This window comes from Pseudomonas sp. Marseille-Q5299, assembly GCF_943737035.1.
Classification (GTDB): domain Bacteria; phylum Pseudomonadota; class Gammaproteobacteria; order Pseudomonadales; family Pseudomonadaceae; genus Aquipseudomonas; species Aquipseudomonas putida_E.
In genome coordinates this window covers 365,731-385,188 of the sequence record NZ_CALSFR010000007.1, presented here as the reverse complement: position 1 = coordinate 385,188, position 19,458 = coordinate 365,731, and the positions used below count along the sequence as shown (strand labels likewise).

The following is a 19,458-nucleotide window of genomic DNA, read 5'->3' as shown; positions in this document are numbered from 1 at the left end:
TCCGGCCTTGCTCCCGGGAGGACCGCGCTGACGGCCCATCCATGGGCCGCAGCGCTTGACGGGCATCCATGCCCGTCACCTCCCTTCGCAAGACCTGCGCTCGGCCTCCTGAAGTCGCAATCTGCGGTGCCTGTACTACCGCGCTCTGAAAAGCAAAAGCAAAAGCAAAAGCAAACAACGGCAACGGCAACGGCAACGGCAACGGCAACGGCAACGGCAAGCAAATCGTGACCTACGATTGACGCAAACCCTGCCCCGTGCTCTCCTTGCACCTTGCGTTCAGGTGCCCCCTCTGGGGGTGAAACGGGAAACCGGTGCGTCGCAGGCCCTCGATCAGGGCCGGACAATCCCGGTGCTGCCCCCGCAACGGTAAGCGAGCGAAGCGTCTAAACCACTGTGCCACGTCGTACGGCATGGGAAGGTGACGCTTTACCAGGAGCCCTGCTCCTCCTCGCAAGCCCGGAGACCGGCCTGGCGTTCATGAACACCCCGCGGTGGGCGGGCGCTGTCGCATTTCCCTGGGCCATTCAAGCCCGGGGTTGCCGCGCTTGCCTGTTGCTCAATCGGCACAATGCCCTACAAAGCAGAGGAACGCGTCATGCCCGTCACCAGCGCCAAACACGGTATCGCCACCCCCGTCACCCTCAGCCAGCGCGTGGTCATCGCCGCCGCTGCCAGCCTGTTGGGCCTGTGCCTGATCTACTTTGCCGGCTTCTCACACATCGAAGCCGTGCACAACGCTGCCCACGACACCCGCCACAGCGCCGCGTTCCCTTGCCACTGAGACCGCCCCATGATCAAGCGCATTGCCCGCACCGCCGGGTTCAGCGGGCTGCTCGCAGCCTTGTTGTTGACCCTGCTGCAAAGCTTCTGGGTCGCACCGCTGATTCTTGAGGCGGAAACCTATGAATCGGCAGCCCCCACCACCGAGCACCACGGCCACGATATCCAGGCAACCGTTGGGCATGAACATGCTGCGGCGCACGAACACAGTGCCGATGCGTGGTCACCGGAGGACGGCTGGCAGCGCATCCTCGCCACCACCGGTGGCAACCTCGTCGTAGCCGTCGGCTTCGCCCTGATCCTTGCCGCGCTGTACAGCCTGCGTGAGCCCAACCGCGTCACCACCGGCGCATTATGGGGGTTGGCCGGGTTCGCCGTGTTCTGCCTGGCACCCACCTTGGGCCTGCCGCCAGAGCTGCCAGGCACCGCGGCCGCAGACCTCGGCCAGCGCCAGAACTGGTGGATTGGCACCGCCGCCGCCACCGCGCTGGGGCTTGCATTGCTGGTGTTCGCTCGTCATTGGCTGCTCAAGGCCCTCGGGGCAGTATTGCTGGTAGTGCCGCATGTGATCGGCGCTCCGCAACCCGAAGTCCATGAAAGCCTGGCCCCAGAAGCCCTGGAAACACAGTTCAAGATCGCTTCGTGGGCAACCAACGCTGCCTTCTGGCTGGCTCTGGGCCTGCTCAGCGCCTGGCTGTACCGCCGTTCCAGCCAGGCTTGATGGCAAGCCACCACCCGCTGCCGGCGCTTTACGCCGGCTTTGGTTGCCGCCGGGGCTGCCCGGTTGAGGTCCTGGACGAGCTGCTGCACCAGGCACTTCATGGCCACGGGCTGACGCTGTCGGCGTTGCGCGGCATCGCCAGCATCACGTCGAAAGCCGACGAGCCTGGCCTGCGACAACTCGCCGAACGTCACAATTTGCCCCTGCTGGTGTTCGACGCCTCGCAACTACAGGCTTACGAGCCACAACTGAGCCATCGCTCTGCGGTGGCATTCGCCCACAGCGGTTGCTGGGGCGTCGCGGAGAGCGCAGCCCTGGCAATGGCCCATCATGAACGCGGCAACGCCTCGCTTGTGGTGACGCGGCAAACGCTCGGCGCCGCTACCCTGGCCCTTGCCTGCGGCGGATAATTGGCCCACCCATTCACCTGCAAGGATTTTCCATGACGGTCTACTTCATCGGCGCCGGCCCCGGCGACCCGGAATTGATCACGGTCAAAGGGCAACGCCTGATCCGTCAGTGCCCAGTGATCATCTACGCCGGCTCCCTGGTGCCCGCGGCAGTGCTCGACGGGCACCAGGCCGAGACCGTGATAAACAGCGCGGAACTGCACCTGGAGCAAATCGTGGAGGCCATGCACGCGGCCCATGAAAAAGGCCAGGATGTCGCCCGTGTTCACAGTGGCGATCCCAGCTTGTACGGCGCAATCGGCGAGCAGATCCGCCATCTGCGCGACCTGGGTATCGATTACCAGATCATTCCGGGTGTAACCGCTACCGCTGCCAGTGCCGCGTTGCTGGGCTGCGAGCTGACGCTGCCTGAGGTGGCGCAGACGGTCATTCTAACCCGCTACGGGGACAGCTCGCCCATGCCAGCAGGCGAGCAACTGGGCGACCTGGCGCGTCATGGTTGCACCTTGGCGATCCACCTCGGCGTGAAACACCTGGCTCGAATCGTCGATGAGCTTGTCCCCCATTACGGCGCAGACTGCCCGGTGGCCGTTGTTCACCGCGCCACTTGGCCCGATCAGGACTGGGCACGGGGCACCCTCGAGGATATCGTCGAGAAGGCAGCCGCGAAGGGTTTTCGTCGCACCGCGCTGATTCTCGTCGGGCACGTACTGGGCGATGCTCCGTTCGCCGAGTCAGCCCTGTACCGCGCCGGGCATGCGCACCTTTATCGCCGGGGCAGTTGAACATTGCCAAGCTGATACAGACCGTAGCAGACTCCAGGCTCCATCCCGCGGACCGGAGTCGCGCCCATGCTGGAACTACGCCCCAATTGCGAATGCTGCAATAGCGATCTGCCGGGCGACAGCCCTGACGCGCTGATCTGCTCGTTCGAATGCACATTCTGCAAAAGCTGTGCTGAAACCCACTTCAATGGCCGCTGCCCCAACTGCTCAGGTCAATTGGTCGCACGCCCCACCCGGGTTGGTACGGCCTTGAGCAACAACCCACCTGCCACTGAGCGCGTGCTCAAGCCCCACGCCCGCTGTGCTTGAACAACTTGCAGCCACAAGCATCGGCGAAAAAATACCCTGGCGATGCTTGTACTCAGACGATTTTGTAGGATTTTTCAACAAAGTCGTCCCCCTAACTCAACAGATCTATACTCGCCATTACCAAGGAACCGGAATGGACGTATCGTGCTGCGCTGCAGAAAGACCTTGCAGACGTATTCCTGATTAGCCTTAGGAAACGGACCACATTCCGACAGGAGTTAGCCTCATGACAACCGTGCTGATCGTTGACGATCACTCTACCGTTCGATTCGCGCTGCGCATGCTGCTTGAGCGCGAGCGCTTCAAAGTTGTGGGGGAAGTCGAGAACGGTAGCGAAGTGGCGCAGGTAGCACGCAACCTACGACCCGACGTCGTGATCCTGGATATCGGGCTTCCTGGCCTCGACGGCATGGAAGTCATCAAGCGCCTGCAGCAACTCGAACAGGTCCCCAGGATCATGGTATTGACCGGGCAGGCCACCGAGTTGTACGTCCGCCGTTGCCTGGATGCCGGTATAGGCGCATTTGTAACCAAAGATGAAGATCTCGATGCCGTCGTCTTTGCCATGAAAGCCTTGGTCAAGGGGTACTCGACCTTCCCGCAGATGTCGGTGAACAGCAACACTCTGGACAGCGAGCACGGGCGCCTGGGCAGCCTGTCAAATCGGGAGATGGAAGTGCTTCGGCGTCTGGCCCGTGGTGAAAACAACAAGAACATAGGCCATTGCATGAACCTCAGCGCCAAGACCATCAGCACCTACCGTGGCCGCATCATGGACAAGCTCAAGACTGAATCATTGGTAGAAATGGTTGATCTGGCCAAACGCAATAACGTCAATTAGGCGCGTGATCGGCATGAAGTGCGTACTGGTTGCGCTGTTGCTGGCCATTGGCATGGCTGGCTCCGCGCTCGCCGCACCGGCAGATGTCGAAACGCGGCGCTTGTTGGCACGTGCTGTCAGCACCGCTTCACCACTGCAACTCGATGCCCAGGACCGCCAATGGTTGCAGCAGCGCAAAGTTCTGTTGCTGGGCAGCTCGCGTCCCGATTATCCCCCGTTCGAGATCAACATCAGCCCGAGCGACTATGAGGGCCTGAGCGCAGACTATGCCGGGCTAATATCCGAACTTCTGGAGATACCGATAGAGGTCAGGCGCTTTCCCAGCCGCCATGCGGCGATCGCAGCCTTGCGCGACGGCAAAATCGATTTGCTGGGCAGCTCCAACAGTTTCGAAGCGGCCGATGCCCAGCTGAACCTGAGCCAGCCCTACGCAGACGATTTGCCAGTCATCGTCACCCGCGAAGGGCGCACCCTGAAAAACAACACAGACCTCACAGACGTGCGCCTGGGCATGGTCGATCACTACCTGCCGAGCGAAACGGTCCGTTCGCTCTACCCCAAAGCACAGTTGAGCCTTCATCGCTCAACGCTGGCAGGGCTGGCAGCGGTGGAAATGGGAGAGGTGGACGCCTATCTGGGCGACGCTATCAGCACCGATTTTCTTATTGGCAAAAGTTACCAGGGTACGGTGAAGATCGACCATTTCTGCCGTGGGCCAGCGGGCACCTTTTCCTTCGCCCTGGCCAATGACAACCCGCGCCTGCGCCGCCTGATCGACATGGCCCTGGCAAGGATCACAGAAAGCGAGCGTTTGAACATCCTGCGCCGTTGGACAAGTGGCAACACCAGCCTGTTGCTCGAACGCCATCTGTCAGCACTTACCGCGGAAGAACAGACGTGGATAGACCAGAATCCTACTGTCAGTGTACTGATCGACGCCGCACTTGCGCCGCTGACCTTCAACGATGCCCAGCAGCAGCCCAGCGGGATTACCATCGACCTGCTCAAGCAGATAACCCTGCGCACCGGGCTGACATTCAAGCTCATCGAGCGTAACGCCGTGCAGACCATGATCGAACAAGTGGCACGCGGCGAGGCGCAGATGATCGGGGCCCTGGGTTATGGTGCGAAGCGCCAGACGCAACTGCGCTACACCCGCCCCTACCTCGTCAGCCCGAGGGTTCTGGTCACACGCAGCCAGACGCCCTGGCCGCCACAGTCCAGGGGGCTGGAGGGCAAACGTATCGCCCTGCTGCGGGGCTCACCCCTGCGAGCAGAAGTGCAACGCCAGCACCCCAAGGCGGTAGTGGTAGAAGTGAACAATCCGCTAGGCTTGATGGAAGCAGTCGCCAACGGCAATGCTGACGTCGCCTACAGCAGTCATATCAACGCGAAGTACTACATCACTCATGTTTTCAAGGACCAGCTACGCATAGCCACAGTGCTCGGTGATGACCCGGCAACTGCCGCATTCGCCGTCGCCCCTGACCAGCCGCAGTTGCAGGCCATTCTCGACAAAGCCCTGTTGAGCATTCCTCCTGAAGAACTCGACCAACTGATCAATCGCTGGCGTATCAGCACCGTGGTCAGCGACAGCCCATGGCGCAACTACCGCACACTGGCATTGCAAGTGCTTGTGCTTTCTGCGCTGTTGCTGGCCGGCGTGGTGTTCTGGAACAGCTACCTGCGCAAACTGATAAACCAGCGTACCGAGGCGCAGCGCGCCTTGCAGGAACAATTGTCGCTGAGCCGCGGCCTGCTCGAACAGCTGCGCCAGGCCAAGGACGATGCTGAACGGGCCAGCCATACCAAAAGTACCTTTTTGGCGACCATGAGCCACGAGATCCGCACGCCCATGAATGCGGTGATCGGCCTGCTCGAACTGGCGCTGGAAGATAGCCGTAAGGGCCGTTGCGATACTCAGGTCCTGCAGACCGCGCATGATTCGGCCATTGGCCTGTTGGGGCTGATTGGCGACATCCTCGATATTTCCCGCATCGAATCCGGCCACATGAGCCTGCAGCCAGAAGCCACCGACCTGGTCGAACTGGTCCGCACCACCCTGCGGGTCTTCGACGGCAATGCACGAGTCAAGGGCCTGCGCCTGCACTGCGAACTACCAGAAGGGCCCGTCTGGGTGTTGGCAGACGCCCTGAGGATCAAGCAAATCCTCTCCAACCTGCTGAGCAATGCAATCAAGTTCACCGATCGGGGCGAGGTTCACGCAACCTTGGCACTTGAGCCGACAACCGCCGGCAACAGCGTGCAAGTGCAGCTGAGCGTGCGCGACACCGGTATTGGCATTGGTTTGACAGACCAGGCTCGTCTCTTCAGCGCTTTTGCCCAGGCTGATGGCCCGCGGGCGCGACAGGGCGCAGGGCTGGGTCTGGTGATAAGCCGCACCCTTGCCAAACTGATGGGCGGCACTCTTAACCTGCAGAGCGTCGAAGGTGTAGGCACCAAGGTATCGGTCGAGCTGCAGCTGCCGACCTGCGAAGCCCCGCTGCCTGCCGAGCACGCTGTACCCAGCCAAGGTAGTGAAAGCGGGCCCCTGAACATCCTGGTGGTGGATGATTACCCGGCCAACCTGCTGTTGCTGGAGAAACAGCTCAATACTTTGGGCCATCGAGTGACGTTGGCCGAAAATGGCCAAACGGCGCTGGCCCTCTGGCAGGCTGAAGAGTTTGACCTGGTCATCACCGACTGCAGCATGCCAGTGATGGACGGCCACCAACTGGCCCGCAGCATTCGTCTGCAGGAGCATGAATTGGCCAGGTCAGCCTGTACGATCATCGGGATCACCGCCAACGCCCAGGCCCAAGAACATGAGCGTTGCCTGGCCAGTGGCATGGACGACTGCCTGTTCAAACCTGTCGGCCTCAGCGCCCTCAAAGCCCATTTGCCGCAGAACCAAGCCACTCCTATTGCGCCGCAGCCAAAGGCCAGCGGCTTCAACCTCGACGAGTTGCGCCACCTGACCCAGGACGATGAACAGCTTATCCGCCGCCTGCTTGAACAGCTTTCGCAAAGCGCCAGCGAAGACCTTGCGGCGCTACGCGGCCTGGGCAGTACACCGGACGGCGATGCGGTGCGCGCCGTCGCCCACCGTATAAAGGGCGGCGCCAAGATGCTCAAGGTGCGCGGCGTGGTCACGGATTGCGAAGCCATCGAACAGGCCCAGGCGCGGGGCGTGCCCACCGACGCCCTGCGCCTGCAACTGGAAACCAGCCTGCAGACCCTGCAGCGCGAACTCTCCGACGCCCTCAGTGCAATTGCAACGTAGAATTGATCTGGCTGATCGCGTCAACCACGTGGCGTGACCCCTGCTGGATCTCCATGATCACAGTCCCTGCCTCGTTAGCCAGGGCAACACCTCGCCCCGTGCGTGTCAGGCTCGATTGCATGCTGGCCACTGCCGTGAGCGAAAGATCATGGTTCTGCCGTACCACATCGACGATCTCCAGGGTCGCCTTGCTGGTGCGTGCGGCCAGGCTGCGCACCTCGTCGGCGACCACAGCGAAACCGCGCCCATGTTCACCAGCACGTGCCGCTTCGATCGCGGCATTCAAGGCCAGCAAGTTGGTCTGATCGGCGATGCCGCGAATGGTCAGGACAATCTGCCCGATCACGTCCGATTGTTTGCTGACGGCATCGATGCTGCGCGCCGCGTCATTGAGCTCCTGGGAAATCTGCTCGATGACTTGCACGGTTTGCTGTACCACTTCGGTGCCCTTCCGTGCGCATGCATCAGTCTGTACCGAACTGGCATGGGCCGCTTCAGCGGCGCTTTGCTGCGTACTGACCTGCGCGGTGATGTCGCTGGCGAACTTGACCACCTTGTATAGCCGGCCCTTGCTGTCGAAGATCGGATTGTATGAGGCCTCGAGGTATACCGTCTGGCCTTGCTTGTTGACCCGTTCGAAACGATGGGAGTGATACTCGCCACGGTTCAGCGAAGCCCAGAAATCGCGGTATGCAGACGACTCCCGCTCATGGGCCAGACAAAACAAGCCGTGGTGGCGGCCCACTACCTCTTCCAGGCGATAGCCCATGGTAGTCAGGAAATTCTCGTTAGCCTTGATCACCCGCCCCTGCGGCGTGAACTCGACCACCGCCATGGAGCGACCGATGGCCTTGAGCAGGCTTTCGCTCTCGTGCTCATCCTTGATCCGCTGACTGATATCGGAAGCCACCTTGATCACACTGATGACCTGCTGACGCTCATCGAGCACCGGCATGTAGCTGGCCTCCAGCCAGACTTCACGGCCGGCCTTGTCGATACGCTCGAACGTGCCGCTGATTGGCTTGCCCTCGCCCAACTCGCGCCACAACTGCTGATATTCGGCACTTTTGCTGTAGTCGGGGTCGCAGAACAATCGGTGGTGCTTGCCCCGCAACTCATCGACGCCATAGCCCATTGCCAGGCAGAACTGCGCATTGGCATCGAGAATGGTGCCGTCAGGGCCAAACTCGATCATCGCCATTGAGCGGCTGATCGCCGCGAGTTTTGCCTGGGTTTCTGCCAGAGCCTGGCGAGCGCGCTGAATCTCGAGCAAATCTGACTTGCGATGGAAATCGAACATGGCGCCGGGGTCCTTTATGCGCAGGGTTTTCTGAGCATAGATCGGCGCCGACAGCGTGCAAGCAAACTGCTATCACTTAGTGATTAGTGTATTCGTGCGGCCCATTCCCGCCCCATGCGTGCGGGCTCAGGAACTTTCTCGCACCATCAGCTCAAACCCAAGATCCTGCTGCTCGGTAGCCACTCGCTTGCCATCGAGCAACGCCAGCAGCGCCTGTGCCGCGCCCCGACCAACGGCGGCACGCGGTGTGCGAATGGAGGTCAGACGGGGGACCATATGCGCCGAAGCCGGCAGGTCATTGAACCCGACCATGGCTACTCTCCCTGGAACTTCGATACCTTGGCGCAAGGCCTGCAGCACAGCACCTTGGGCAAGGTCGTCGTTGCAGAAAAAAATGCCATCCACATCCGGTGCCTGCGCCAACAATTGGCTGAACAGTTCACTGCCCAGTGCAATGGACGAGGGTTGCGGCGACAGGACCTCCAGTTCGGTAGCGTGCATGCCGGCTTCAGCCAGCGCCTGGCGGAACCCTTCGGCACGCTGCATCACCCGTGGGTCAAGTTGCGCGGCGATAAACGCCAGGCGGCGCCGGCCTCGCTCGAGCAGGTGCCTGGCAGCAGCCCGACCAGCCTGCTGCTGGGAAAACCCTACCGACAACATGCCAGGCGTGCCACCCAGCTCCATCATGTGGACGCAGGGCACGCCGCTGGCCACCAGCATCTGCCGAGAAGCCTCACTACGCTCGAAACCGGTGAGCAATATGCCGCACGGTTGGTACGCCAGGTAATTGCGGATCAGATTCTCTTCTTCGTCGATATCGTAGTGATAGTTACCGATCAGCACCTCGAGCCCGCGGGGGCGCATCACTTCGTGGATGGCCTCCAGAGTGTCGATGAATAGCTGGTTGGACAACGACGGAATCAGCACAACCACCGACTGGCTGCGTGCAGAAGCCAGCGCCCGGGCAGCGGGGTTGGCGATATACCCAAGGCTCGCTGCCGCGGCCACCACCTTTTCCACCAGTGCCGGAGCCACGGTGCTGACACCGCGCAAGGCGCGGGAAGCGGTAATCGGGGAAACCCCGGAGAGCCTGGCCACTTCTGCCAGGGTGGGTCGACCGGTAGTGCGGGAGCCTGAGCGGGACATGAGTGTTGTAATTTTACTACTTGCCAAGGGAGGGGAACGGCCACTAAGGTAGCGCTGTCTCAGGACGCAAGCAATGTAATCTTTGGTGGTGGCCACTACGCGCCTTCTGCCGAGCGTCCATACTGCGTAACGACAAGATCAACAACACCGGGGAGTTCGCGTTTCGTCAGCGACGAGACAGCGCTATCTCACCCCGCAGGAGGTACTGATGAATTCTCCCCTGTCCGCCATCGTGGTGATGGGCGTGGCCGGTTGCGGCAAAAGCTGCATCGGCGCTGCCATAGCCGCCAGAAGCGGCGGCCGCCTGATCGAAGGCGACGCGTTTCACCCTGCCGAAAACATCCGCAAGATGAGCGCGGGCACGCCGTTGAACGACGACGACCGAGCCGGTTGGCTAGTGCGCTTGGGCCAAGAGTTGCAAGCCACGGTGCAGGCGGGCGAACGCCCGATCCTCACCTGCTCCGCACTCAAGCGCCGTTACCGCGATACCTTGCGCCAGGCCATGCCGGAGCTGGTATTCGTGTTTCTCGAACTCACCCCTGCCGAAGCCGAGAAGCGCGTCCTCGCCCGCCCCGGGCATTTCATGCCGGCGAGCCTGATCGACAGTCAGTTCGCCGCCCTCGAGCCCCCGCATGGCGAGCCTCTGACCCTGCCCCTTGATGCCACGCAGCCGATAGACACGCTGGCCGAGACGGTAGACGCCTGGCTAAAGCCCTGCGGTGAGCGGAACCTGGCGCGGACCGCATGAACCTGGCGGTTTTTCCGGCTCACCAAAGACAGCGCTGTCCCGACGCCTGAAAGCGCCGATAGTTCAATTTCAAGCAACGCCAAAAAACAACGATAAGACCGAGGCCTTAAAACCATGTTCGGACTGGCTACAGATACCTTCCTGCTGCTCGACGCCCTGGTGACCATCATCGGGCTGATCCTGCTGATCACCCATTTCAAAGTCCACCCCTTCGTCGCCCTGACCATCGCCGCCGGTTTCCTCGGCCTGACTTCCGGTATGCCGGTGGCCAAGGTCATGAAGTCATTCCAGGATGGTTTCGGTGGGGTACTGGGCTTTGTCGGGATCGTCCTCGCCCTGGGGACCATGCTCGGCAAGCTGATGGCCGACTCCGGTGGCGCCGACCAGATCGCGCAAACCCTCATTCGCGCCTTCGGCAAGAAGAACGTGCATTGGGCCATGATGTTTGCCGCGTTCCTGGTCGGCATCCCGCTGTTCTTCGAAATCGGCTTCGTACTGCTGATTCCGCTGGTGTTCATCGTCGCCAGGCGCTCGGGTGTATCGCTGATCAAGATCGGTATCCCCCTGCTGGCGGGCCTTTCGGTGGTGCACGGCCTGGTGCCTCCGCATCCGGGCCCACTGCTGGCGATCGGCATTTTCAATGCCGACATCGGCAAGACCATCTTCTATGGCCTGCTGGTGGCACTGCCCACTGCCATCATCGCCGGCCCGCTGTACGGTAACTTCATTTCCCGCTATATCCCGGGTAATCCGTCACAGGAACTGATGGACCAGATCGCCAAGGAGTCCGATCAGGGTAACCTGCCGAGCTTTACCGTCACCCTGGTCACCGTGCTGCTGCCGGTGGTGCTGATGTTGCTCAAGACGTTCGCTGACGTCGTGCTACCGGCCGAGCACATCGTTCGCCAGTGGATGGACCTGATCGGCCACCCGATTACCGCCCTGCTCGCTGCCCTGCTGCTGGCCTTCTACACCTTCGGCTCGGCGCGCGGCTTCAACCGCCAACAGATCATGAAGATGCTCGACCAGAGCCTGGCGCCGACGGCTGCCATCGTGCTGATCGTCGGTGCAGGCGGCGGTTTCAAACAGATGCTGGTCGATACCGGGGTCGGCAATGTGATCGGCCAGATGGCGGTACAGGCAGAAATTTCACCGATCATGCTGGCCTGGCTTGTGGCTGCGGTCATCCGCATCGCCACGGGGTCGGCGACGGTTGCCACCATTACCGGCGCAGGCATCGTTGCCCCGGTGATCGATCTGGTGCCCGGCGTCAACCGTGAGCTGCTGGTGCTGGCCACCGGCGCCGGTTCGCTCATTCTGTCCCATGTCAACGACGCCGGCTTCTGGCTGGTCAAACAGTACTTCAACATGACCGTGGCCGAGACCTTCAAGACCTGGAGCATGATGGAGACCATCCTGTCGGTGGTCGGCATCATCTTCATCATGATGCTGTCAACGGTGGTGTGACCGCTTATCGGGGTAATGGCACCTTGGCGTTTTGAGTAGGGCCCAACGTAAGTACGTGCCCTACCTTCGCAAAGGAGCCTGCCCATGATGCGCACAAGCCTGTTACTCGCTGCCCTGCTCGCCTCCCCCCTGGCCCTGGCGGTCGGCACCGGGCCGACCCATCCGGATGATCCGCACAACCCGGCGCCCCAGCCGGGCGCGGACAGCACCCTCAACCCGATCGAGGAGCCCATGCCACGGGATACCGACCCGCGAATACAGGGCAGCGACCCTGAAAGCCCGCCCGCCAGGCAAAATGACAATCGTGATTTGCCTGGGATGGAAGGCAGTGGGTCGGAGGGCGCGGGTGGCCAAGGTGGTAACGGATCGGACGGCGGTCAGCGCTGAGCGGTACCGCCCTCTTCCCGGGCTTGCCCCGTGAAGAGGGCGCAATTGGCAACGCAGGAAAGCCGCTTCGAACCGCTCACCACTGGCGCTTTTCAGGCCGTGTCAGCCCCAGCTTTTCTATCTTGTAACGTAGCATATCGCGCGATAGCCCCAGCATCCGCGCCGACTTGGTCACGTTCCAATCAGTACGGTCCAGCGTCCTGCACACCAAATCCCGTTCCATGTCCGGCAAACTGGTCCCAGGCTCAGGCTCATGCCGCGGCATTTCGTACACCGTGGCCATCGGCTGCGTGAGGGGTTCATCGACCAGGGTCAGGCACAGATTCAACTGGTGCGCCTGCACCACTTCATTAGGTGCCAGCAACACCGTCTGTTCCAACATGTTGCGCAACTCGCGCACGTTGCCAGGCCAGCTGTAATTGAGCATCAAGTTCTGTGCCTCGGTACTGAAGCGCAGGTTCGGTTTACCGTACCGACGCCCGTGATGGGCCAGGAAGTGCCGCGCCAACAGCAGGATGTCCTGGCCGCGGGCGTGCAAGCGCGGTACCTTCAGCGCGATGATGCGCAGCCGGAAGAACAGGTCCCGGCGAAACTTGCCCTGCTGCACCATCTGTTCGAGATTGCAGTTGGTGGCGCTGATCACCCGCAGGTCAACCTTGCGCTCCTTGACCGCACCTATGCGGCGGATACTGCGATCCTCCAGCAGTTTCAGCAGCTTGGCCTGTAGCACCAGGTCCATTTCGCCGATCTCATCGAGGAACAGGGTGCCGCCGTCCGCGGCCTCCACCAACCCCACGCGACGTTCCTTGGCGTCGGTGAATGCCCCCTTCTCATGGCCAAACAACTCAGCCTCCAGCAGGTTGGCCGGGATCGAGGCGCAGTTGAACTCGATGAACGGGCCTTTGCTGCGCGAACCATCGAAATGCAGGGCACGCGCAACCAGTTCCTTGCCGGTACCCGTCTCGCCTTCGACCAGCACCGGCGGCAGGTCGTCATTGGCCATGCGGCGTTCAGCATCGAGCACCTGGCGCAGCGTGTGCTTGAGGGTGAGCATCACCGGCGAGTCGCCAATCAGCGCCTGCAGCCCGGACTTCTGCGCCTCGCGCTCCTGGTAGAACGACAGCGTGCGCTCCATCCGCTCGGTGGCCAAAGCCTTTTCCAGTGTCAGTTTGAGCTCGGCCAGCACCACGGGCTTGGTCAGGTAATGGAAAGCCCCCTCTTTCATCGCTTGTACGGCATCCTCTACGTTACCGTAGCCGGTCATCATGATTACCTTGAGCTCCGGCATCTGCGCCACCAGCGTGCGCAGCAGGTCATGCCCATTCATGCCGGGCAGCGAGTTGTCGGTGAGTACCGCGTCGGGCTGGAACCGCTTGATCTGCTCAAGCGCAAGCTCCGCACTGTTACACACCGTCACCTCAAAGCCCTTCAGGTTCAAATAGGTGCGAATGTTGTTGGCAAGGATTTCATCATCCTCGACTACCAGGATGCTGTGCTCCATGTTCCCCTCCCGCTGCGATATTGAAAGTGAGGCTGACGCGGGTTCCTTCCTCTTCACGGCTGCTCAGGCTGACCGAGCCGCCAAAACGTTCCATGATGCGCTGAACCAGCGCCAGGCCTACACCGAGGCCGCCCTGCTTGGTGGTGAAAAACGGTTTGAAGACCATGCGTTGCTGCTGCCTGGTCATGCCCTTGCCTGTGTCACTTAGCAGCAATGCAGCGCGCTGACCTTCCTGTATGCAGACCATGGCACGCAACTCGCCACCCATTGGCATGGCTTCGATGGCATTGGAAAACAGGCTGTTGAGGATCTGCGTCAACTGCAGAGGCTGGCTGGCTACCCACTGCGTCTGGGGCCCGTCGAAGGAAAAGCGGATGCCGTTACGCTCGATCTGCTGGGCAAACGCCAGGCGGGTATCCTTGATGGCGGCTACCAGGTCCACAGCCTCGGGCATATCGCTGGTCGGGCGCAGTGACACCAGCAGTTCGCGCACCCAGCGTGACATGCGGTCCACCTGGCTAATGATGTCGACAATGTTCTGCTGGGCCTGCGGATTGGCGATTTCCTGTGCCAGCTCTGCGCTGGAGCGGATATTGGCCAATGGGTTTCGCAGGCTGTGGGCCACCGCCGAGGACATCTCACCAAGGGCAACATAGGTTTCACTCGCCACCAGCCGATCCTGTTGCTGGTGCAGCATCGACGCTGCGCGACGCACGATCCAGAACAGGCCGAAGTAGATCAGCGCCCCGCCCACCAGGGTCGAGGCCCAGATCAGCACATAACCGCGCTGAATGCGTCGAATGAGGTCCTGTGGCTCTTTGTAAATCTCGACCATAGACAGCACCTGCTCACCTTGGCTGTCGAACAGGGGAATGTAGTTTTCGATGAACAGGTAATTGGGCTCACGCTCGAACTTCTGTTCCTCGCGGTGCTCTTCGACCTTGTGGTAGCTGGCGGACACCGCCTTGCGCGAGCGGAAGGCGTGATCCAGGTCGCCGTCGGCCTCGATGCGCTTGCCAACCAGATCGGGGTTGGTGGACCAGACGATGGTGCGGTCACGGGCATAGACATTGGCCAGCAGCGTGTCCGGAAGATGCTCGACATGATCGAGGAACTCGACCCGAGTCGCCATGGCCAGCTGCGGGCTCACCTGCAGATGCTGCTGGTCCAGGCGCGGATCGAGCAGCTCACCCATGGTGGTGCCAGGTGGCAATTGCGAATGGCGCACTTCGGCCTGGGCCATGGCCTGGATGAATTGGGCGGTGAGCATGGCGTCTCGCTCCACGCTGTCGCGGACCACGAAGCGGGTCGATACATAGCCCAGACCACCTGCCACCGACGTGATGATCAGCAAGCTGATCACGGAAAACCAGCGCAGCAGATTGAATTCGCGAAGGGGCGTAGCCAGACCACTGCCGGGCTGGGCGAGGAGCTTGTCGGGAACATCGGTTTCCAGCGTCTGCATCGCGAGGTTCCCGCGCAAGGATTCCGTTCAGAAGGCTGTCACTCATTGCCGTGCGTAGCTAACTGATAGCACTTCGCCACGCCGGCCGCAGCCGCCATTTATCGCCTATGTCTTCCTGCAAAAAGTCAGCCACGGATTTATTTCAAAACTAATTTGAAGATAATCAATCGGTTAGAAACAGAATCTAATACTTAATCTAGAATAGATCCCCCAGTTTTGGGGAATTTGTACCCAATAATAAAATGTTCTTTTAGAACAATATCTTAGCGTCTACTTCTAGATTTCTACGAAGCTCGCGCAAGCCGAAAGTTGAGCGAAACCTGAGTGCCAAGGCCTTCGCGGCTACTCAACCGAACCGACCCACCGAAACGCTCCATGATCCGTCTGACCAATACCAACCCCACCCCCAGCCCACCTTGTTTGGTTGTGAAGAAGGGCTTGAACGCCATGCGCTGCTGCTGTTCATTCATGCCTTTTCCGGTGTCGGTCAGGCGCAGGGTGACGCTGCGCCTGTCCTGCTTCACCACCTCGACACGCAGCCGCCCACCCTGCTCCATCGACTCCAGAGCGTTGGCGATCAGGCTGTTGAAAATCTGCCCGAGCAATTCCGGCTGTCCCATCACCTGCAGTGCCGGAAGCGGCTTCAGGTCCAGGGTCACGCCACTGCGTGCCAGCGCTATGGCAAAGGTCTGCAAGCTGTCCTGCAGGACTTGGGGAAGGTCGACCGGTATCGTCTTGTCATCCAGTGGCCGCAGCGACTGCAGCAACTGGCGGATCCACTGCGACATGCGGTCGACCTGGCTGATGATCTCGTTGATATTGCGCTGCGCCGGCCCTTCGTCGTACACCTGAGCCAGTTCGGCGCTGGAGCGGATACTGGCCAACGGATTGCGCAAGCTGTGCGCCACGGCCGAGGACACCTCGCCAAGGGCCACATAGGTTTCATTGCTGATCAGCCGCTTCTGTTGCACCGCCATCACCCGGGCGGCGCGGCGCATGATGCCGTACAGGCCGATGTAGACCACCCCGGCACCCACCGTGGTGGCCAGCCAGATGAGGACCAGGCCATGTTCGATGCGCACGATCAGGTCATGGGGTTCCTTGTATATCTCCACCATCGCTACGACGTGTTCGCCATCTGCGTCGAACAGCGGAATGTAGTTCTCGATGAACAACTGCTCAGGTGGCGTCACGAACTTCTGCTCGGAGCGGGCCTCTTCGAAGCCGTGGTAACTGGCCGAGACCCGCATTTTGTGCTCGAACGCCCGATCCAGGTCGTCATCGCCCTGAATCAGCTTGCCCGTCAGCGCCGGATTGCTCGACCAGATCACTGTGCGGTCCGGGGCATAGATGTTGGCCAGCAGCATGTCTGGCAAGTGCGCGATGTGGTCAAGGAATTCGCCGCGGGCCTTGCGCCGCGCCACAGGGTCAACGCCTGGCAAAGGATCAAGGTCCGTACGCGGGTCCAGCAGTTCGCCCATGGTGCGCACATTGGGGATCGCCACATGTCGTACTTCAGCGTCGGCGATCGAGGTGATGAACTGCGCGGTAAGCAGCGCGTCACGCTCGACGCTTTCGTCGATGATGAAACGGCTGGATATCAACCCCAGGCCGGCGGCCACCGACAGGATGATGGCCAGGCTGACCCAGGCGTACCAACGCAGGAGGTTGAACGGCTTGCGCGACGTGCCAGCGTCAGGGCTGGCGGGTGACTCGAGTGGGTCGGAACGGGAGGCGATGTCCATGGCGGCTACCACTGCTGAGCACCTTTGAAAGGTTATAGCCCAGAGTTGGGGAACCCATGGCATTGATTTTCGCAAGGCCGATGCAAGGCTGCCTGCCATCAGGTGCCCATCACAACGGCGAGTCCGCTGCCAGCCCCTGTAACTTGCGGTATTCGCGCAGCACATTGGGCACATACCGTCGGGTTTCGGCGAAGGGCGGCACCGCGCCACGTCGGCGCACAGCATCCGGGCCGGCATTGTAGGCGGCCACGGCCAGGGTGATGTCGTTGTCGAACAGGTTCAGCATGCGTTTGAGGTAGCGAGCCCCGCCCTGCACGTTGTCCTCCGGATCAAGCACATCCTCAACACCCATCTCCTTCGCCGTACCCGGCATCAGTTGCATCAGCCCAAGCGCCCCGGCGGCCGAGCGGGCCTTTGGGTTGTACCCCGATTCTGCCTTGATCAGCGCATGCAGCAATGCCTGCGGCACGTTGTGCATGCGCGCCGCTGCTGCCACCAGGTCGGCGTAGGGCCGCCCGGTGATCAATTGCGCATTGGCCGGGCCAGCCTGCGCAACCGGTTCACGAATGACCCGTTCATAGTTGCGCCCGGGCCGGTGGACGTTGGTCAGCACGTAACCGCCCTTGTCATCGATGGCAATGTACACATCAGCCTGGGCGGTAGCCCCAGCCAGCCAGATCAGTCCCAGGATAATTCCACGCATGTCGGTCGCCTCCCCGCCGTGCCCCCCGATATGGGGGAAATACCCCGGAAAACCCGGGCTTTTCTGCTACGACGCAAGCACTGTGCCGCTTGCCATGGCGCATGGCGCAAGGCCCCGAGGCAGACGTGCACGGCTGTTGCATGGCAGATGAAAACCTGAAAAGGCATGTCCCCATGCAGGAGGGCTTCACCATGCAGCGCAAACCCAATCGCCAATGTGGCTTCACCCTGCTCGAACTTCTGGTGGTCCTGGTGGTGCTCGGCTTGTTGGCCGGTATCGTCGCCCCCAAGTACTTCAGCCAGCTGGGCCGTTCCGAGGCCAAGGTGGCACGGGCGCAGATCGAAGGGCTGGGCAAGGCCTTGGACCTTTATCGCCTGGAAGTCGGCCACTACCCCAACAGTGAGCAGGGCTTGCAGGCACTGGTAGCCGCCCCCAGTGGCGAAGCCCGCTGGTCAGGCCCTTACCTGCAGAAAGCAATTCCACAAGACCCGTGGGGCCGTGCCTACATCTACCGCCAGCCAGGTGAAAACGGCGGCGAGTACGACTTGCTGTCCATGGGCAAGGACGGCCAGCCCGGTGGCGATGGTGAAAACGCCGAAATTACCAGTTGGCAATGAGGAGCAAGGCCATGCGCTACAGCCTCAAGGCCCTGGGTAGAGAGGGCGTGGTTCAATTGCACATCGATGCCGAGGATGCCGAACAGGCTCGGCGCAAAGTGGAAGACCAGGGCCTGCGTGTCGTCAGCGTACGCAGCCAAGGCGGCACTCTGGTCGGTGTGCCCTGGCGACGCCAGGTCGCCTTTGACCTGTTGCTCTTCAGTCAGGAACTGACCACGCTGCTGCATGCCGGCCTACCCTTGATCGATGCCCTGGAAAGCCTTGCGGAAAAAGCCCCGACCGCGGCAACCCGTAAAGTGCTGGCGGCGCTGGTTGGCCAGTTGTACGAAGGCCGCTCGCTGTCCCAGGCCCTGGCCCAGCAGCCGCGGATATTCCCGCCGCTATACGTGGCCTTGGTGCAGTCCAGCGAGCGTACCGGGGCGCTGGGCGACGCCCTGCACCGCTATATCGGATACCGGCAGCGCTTGGACCTGGTCCGGCAAAAACTGGTGGGGGCTTCGGTCTACCCGCTGCTACTGCTACTGGTGGGCGGTGGCGTCGTGCTGTTCCTGCTCGGCTACGTGGTGCCACGCTTCAGCCTGGTGTTCGAGGGCATGGGCAGCGAACTGCCCTGGCTTTCGCGCATGCTGATGCAGATCGGCCTGTTCCTGCATGCTCAACAGTTGCCCCTGGCCCTGGCAACGGCAGGCGGCATCGGCGCCTTGGTGCTGCTGCGGCGTAACCCCGTTCTGCGGCGTTGGGTGTCGCGCCAGATACGGCGAATGCCAGCCTTGCATCAGCGCCTGATGATGTATGAGCTGGCGCGTTTCTATCGCTCGCTGGGCATTCTGCTGCAAGGCGGCATACCCATCCTGACGGCCATGGGCATGGCCCGCGGGCTGCTGGGAAGCGCTGCGGCACAAGGCCTGGAGCAGGCCAGTCGCGGGGTGGGTGAAGGCCTGCCGTTGTCGCAAGCGCTGGAAGCCGGGCAGTTGGTCACGCCAGTGTCGCTGCGCTTGCTGCGGGCAGGTGAGCAATCGGGGAACCTGGGCGAGATGCTTGAACGCTGCGCAGACTTTCATGACCAGGAAATAGGGCGCTGGGTAGAGTGGTTCGTGAAGCTGTTTGAACCGCTGCTGATGACCTTCATCGGGTTGTTGATCGGGGTGATCGTCATTCTGATGTACATGCCGATCTTCGAGCTGGCGTCGAGTATCCACTAGCCGTCACCGACCACGTTGACGGCCGGCTTGCCGACGATCAACGGC

17 protein-coding genes, 2 pseudogenes and 1 riboswitch are annotated in these 19,458 nt (G+C 61.4%); of the genes and pseudogenes, 12 read left to right on the top strand and 7 right to left on the bottom strand.

Annotated features, from left to right (window positions below; genetic code table 11):
• The first annotated feature begins 264 nt into the window (after positions 1 to 264).
• Positions 265 to 489: riboswitch (cobalamin riboswitch) on the top strand.
• A 109-nt stretch (positions 490 to 598) separates the two neighbouring features.
• The 7 genes from NGJ21_RS20815 to NGJ21_RS20785 all read left to right on the top strand — a co-directional run bounded on the left by NGJ21_RS20815 (position 599) and on the right by NGJ21_RS20785 (position 7,132).
• Positions 599 to 784, top strand: coding sequence for a CbtB domain-containing protein (locus NGJ21_RS20815; RefSeq protein WP_115274697.1), 186 nt, complete (start codon positions 599 to 601; stop codon positions 782 to 784).
• Positions 785 to 793: 9 nt separating this feature from the next.
• A complete protein-coding gene (locus tag NGJ21_RS20810; RefSeq protein WP_119687082.1) occupies positions 794 to 1,504 on the top strand; it encodes a CbtA family protein in 711 nt (236 codons plus the stop codon).
• 17 nt (positions 1,505 to 1,521) lie between these two features.
• Complete coding sequence (locus tag NGJ21_RS20805) at positions 1,522 to 1,914, top strand: cobalamin biosynthesis protein (protein WP_251962602.1); 393 nt, start codon at positions 1,522 to 1,524, stop codon at positions 1,912 to 1,914.
• 32 nt (positions 1,915 to 1,946) lie between these two features.
• Positions 1,947 to 2,699, top strand: coding sequence for a precorrin-4 C(11)-methyltransferase (gene cobM / locus NGJ21_RS20800; RefSeq protein ID WP_115274695.1), 753 nt, complete (start codon positions 1,947 to 1,949; stop codon positions 2,697 to 2,699).
• A 66-nt stretch (positions 2,700 to 2,765) separates the two neighbouring features.
• On the top strand, positions 2,766 to 3,008 hold the full coding sequence (locus NGJ21_RS20795; RefSeq protein ID WP_046786105.1) for a DUF1272 domain-containing protein: 243 nt from the start codon (positions 2,766 to 2,768) through the stop codon (positions 3,006 to 3,008).
• Between the two features lie 226 nt (positions 3,009 to 3,234).
• Positions 3,235 to 3,849, top strand: coding sequence for a response regulator transcription factor (locus tag NGJ21_RS20790; RefSeq protein ID WP_046786104.1), 615 nt, complete (start codon positions 3,235 to 3,237; stop codon positions 3,847 to 3,849).
• A gap of 13 nt (positions 3,850 to 3,862) precedes the next feature.
• Entirely contained in the window at positions 3,863 to 7,132 is a 3,270-nt protein-coding gene (locus tag NGJ21_RS20785) for a transporter substrate-binding domain-containing protein (protein ID WP_251962597.1), read from the top strand.
• On the opposite strand, the pseudogene NGJ21_RS26150 reads toward NGJ21_RS20785, so the two are convergent.
• The 3 genes and pseudogenes from NGJ21_RS26150 to gnuR all read right to left on the bottom strand — a co-directional run.
• Positions 7,113 to 7,544: pseudogene (locus tag NGJ21_RS26150) on the bottom strand (methyl-accepting chemotaxis protein); the annotation flags it as partial. The gene NGJ21_RS20785 and the pseudogene NGJ21_RS26150 overlap by 20 nt on opposite strands.
• A 105-nt stretch (positions 7,545 to 7,649) precedes the next feature.
• A pseudogene (locus NGJ21_RS26145) lies at positions 7,650 to 8,432 on the bottom strand (PAS domain-containing protein); the annotation flags it as partial.
• Between the two features lie 126 nt (positions 8,433 to 8,558).
• Positions 8,559 to 9,578 carry a transcriptional regulator GnuR gene (gene gnuR / locus NGJ21_RS20770; RefSeq protein WP_046786101.1) on the bottom strand — a complete coding sequence of 340 codons (1,020 nt, stop codon included), beginning with the start codon at positions 9,576 to 9,578 and terminating at the stop codon, positions 8,559 to 8,561.
• A 208-nt stretch (positions 9,579 to 9,786) separates the two neighbouring features.
• Between gnuR and NGJ21_RS20765 the strand changes: the two genes are divergently transcribed.
• The 3 genes from NGJ21_RS20765 (at position 9,787) to NGJ21_RS20755 (ending at position 12,180) form a co-directional block, all read left to right on the top strand.
• Positions 9,787 to 10,326: a gluconokinase gene (locus NGJ21_RS20765; RefSeq protein WP_115274693.1), complete on the top strand. Its 540-nt coding sequence runs from the start codon at positions 9,787 to 9,789 to the stop codon at positions 10,324 to 10,326.
• Between the two features lie 114 nt (positions 10,327 to 10,440).
• Entirely contained in the window at positions 10,441 to 11,793 is a 1,353-nt protein-coding gene (locus NGJ21_RS20760) for a GntP family permease (protein ID WP_046786099.1), read from the top strand.
• Positions 11,794 to 11,877: 84 nt separating this feature from the next.
• The gene (locus tag NGJ21_RS20755) at positions 11,878 to 12,180 is read left to right on the top strand and encodes a hypothetical protein (RefSeq protein WP_125924865.1); all 303 of its coding nucleotides are present in this window, start codon (positions 11,878 to 11,880) and stop codon (positions 12,178 to 12,180) included.
• Between the two features lie 76 nt (positions 12,181 to 12,256).
• On the opposite strand, the gene NGJ21_RS20750 is transcribed toward NGJ21_RS20755, so the two are convergent.
• The 4 genes from NGJ21_RS20750 to NGJ21_RS20735 form a co-directional block, all read right to left on the bottom strand.
• The gene (locus tag NGJ21_RS20750; protein WP_115274691.1) at positions 12,257 to 13,681 is read right to left on the bottom strand and encodes a sigma-54-dependent transcriptional regulator; all 1,425 of its coding nucleotides are present in this window, start codon (positions 13,679 to 13,681) and stop codon (positions 12,257 to 12,259) included.
• Positions 13,650 to 15,146: a sensor histidine kinase gene (locus NGJ21_RS20745; RefSeq protein WP_046786096.1), complete on the bottom strand. Its 1,497-nt coding sequence runs from the start codon at positions 15,144 to 15,146 to the stop codon at positions 13,650 to 13,652. Before NGJ21_RS20745 ends, NGJ21_RS20750 begins: the two co-directional genes overlap by 32 nt.
• A 284-nt stretch (positions 15,147 to 15,430) precedes the next feature.
• The gene (locus tag NGJ21_RS20740) at positions 15,431 to 16,891 is read right to left on the bottom strand and encodes a sensor histidine kinase (protein WP_115275537.1); all 1,461 of its coding nucleotides are present in this window, start codon (positions 16,889 to 16,891) and stop codon (positions 15,431 to 15,433) included.
• Between the two features lie 109 nt (positions 16,892 to 17,000).
• A complete protein-coding gene (locus NGJ21_RS20735; RefSeq protein WP_046786095.1) occupies positions 17,001 to 17,594 on the bottom strand; it encodes a lytic transglycosylase domain-containing protein in 594 nt (197 codons plus the stop codon).
• Positions 17,595 to 17,785: 191 nt separating this feature from the next.
• Here NGJ21_RS20735 and gspG point away from each other — a divergent pair, with 191 nt between their 5' ends.
• Together gspG and NGJ21_RS20725 are read left to right on the top strand one after the other, a co-directional pair.
• Complete coding sequence (gene gspG / locus NGJ21_RS20730; RefSeq protein WP_039603405.1) at positions 17,786 to 18,211, top strand: type II secretion system major pseudopilin GspG; 426 nt, start codon at positions 17,786 to 17,788, stop codon at positions 18,209 to 18,211.
• A gap of 11 nt (positions 18,212 to 18,222) precedes the next feature.
• Positions 18,223 to 19,413 (top strand): type II secretion system F family protein, encoded by a 1,191-nt coding sequence (locus tag NGJ21_RS20725; RefSeq protein WP_046786094.1) that lies wholly within the window; start codon positions 18,223 to 18,225, stop codon positions 19,411 to 19,413.
• The last annotated feature ends 45 nt before the right edge of the window (positions 19,414 to 19,458 follow it).

What these genes read in the sequence shown, in the direction of transcription:
- NGJ21_RS20815 (WP_115274697.1), top strand. Translation starts at nt 599, where the DNA reads ATGCCCGTCACCAGCGCCAAACACGGTATCGCCACCCCCGTCACCCTC.
- NGJ21_RS20810 (WP_119687082.1), top strand. Translation starts at nt 794, where the DNA reads ATGATCAAGCGCATTGCCCGCACCGCCGGGTTCAGCGGGCTGCTCGCA.
- cobM (WP_115274695.1), top strand. Translation starts at nt 1,947, where the DNA reads ATGACGGTCTACTTCATCGGCGCCGGCCCCGGCGACCCGGAATTGATC.
- NGJ21_RS20795 (WP_046786105.1), top strand. Translation starts at nt 2,766, where the DNA reads ATGCTGGAACTACGCCCCAATTGCGAATGCTGCAATAGCGATCTGCCG.
- NGJ21_RS20790 (WP_046786104.1), top strand. Translation starts at nt 3,235, where the DNA reads ATGACAACCGTGCTGATCGTTGACGATCACTCTACCGTTCGATTCGCG.
- NGJ21_RS20785 (WP_251962597.1), top strand. Translation starts at nt 3,863, where the DNA reads ATGAAGTGCGTACTGGTTGCGCTGTTGCTGGCCATTGGCATGGCTGGC.
- gnuR (WP_046786101.1), bottom strand. Translation starts at nt 9,578, where the DNA reads ATGTCCCGCTCAGGCTCCCGCACTACCGGTCGACCCACCCTGGCAGAA.
- NGJ21_RS20765 (WP_115274693.1), top strand. Translation starts at nt 9,787, where the DNA reads ATGAATTCTCCCCTGTCCGCCATCGTGGTGATGGGCGTGGCCGGTTGC.
- NGJ21_RS20760 (WP_046786099.1), top strand. Translation starts at nt 10,441, where the DNA reads ATGTTCGGACTGGCTACAGATACCTTCCTGCTGCTCGACGCCCTGGTG.
- NGJ21_RS20755 (WP_125924865.1), top strand. Translation starts at nt 11,878, where the DNA reads ATGATGCGCACAAGCCTGTTACTCGCTGCCCTGCTCGCCTCCCCCCTG.
- NGJ21_RS20750 (WP_115274691.1), bottom strand. Translation starts at nt 13,681, where the DNA reads ATGGAGCACAGCATCCTGGTAGTCGAGGATGATGAAATCCTTGCCAAC.
- NGJ21_RS20745 (WP_046786096.1), bottom strand. Translation starts at nt 15,146, where the DNA reads ATGCAGACGCTGGAAACCGATGTTCCCGACAAGCTCCTCGCCCAGCCC.
- NGJ21_RS20740 (WP_115275537.1), bottom strand. Translation starts at nt 16,891, where the DNA reads ATGGACATCGCCTCCCGTTCCGACCCACTCGAGTCACCCGCCAGCCCT.
- NGJ21_RS20735 (WP_046786095.1), bottom strand. Translation starts at nt 17,594, where the DNA reads ATGCGTGGAATTATCCTGGGACTGATCTGGCTGGCTGGGGCTACCGCC.
- gspG (WP_039603405.1), top strand. Translation starts at nt 17,786, where the DNA reads ATGCAGCGCAAACCCAATCGCCAATGTGGCTTCACCCTGCTCGAACTT.
- NGJ21_RS20725 (WP_046786094.1), top strand. Translation starts at nt 18,223, where the DNA reads ATGCGCTACAGCCTCAAGGCCCTGGGTAGAGAGGGCGTGGTTCAATTG.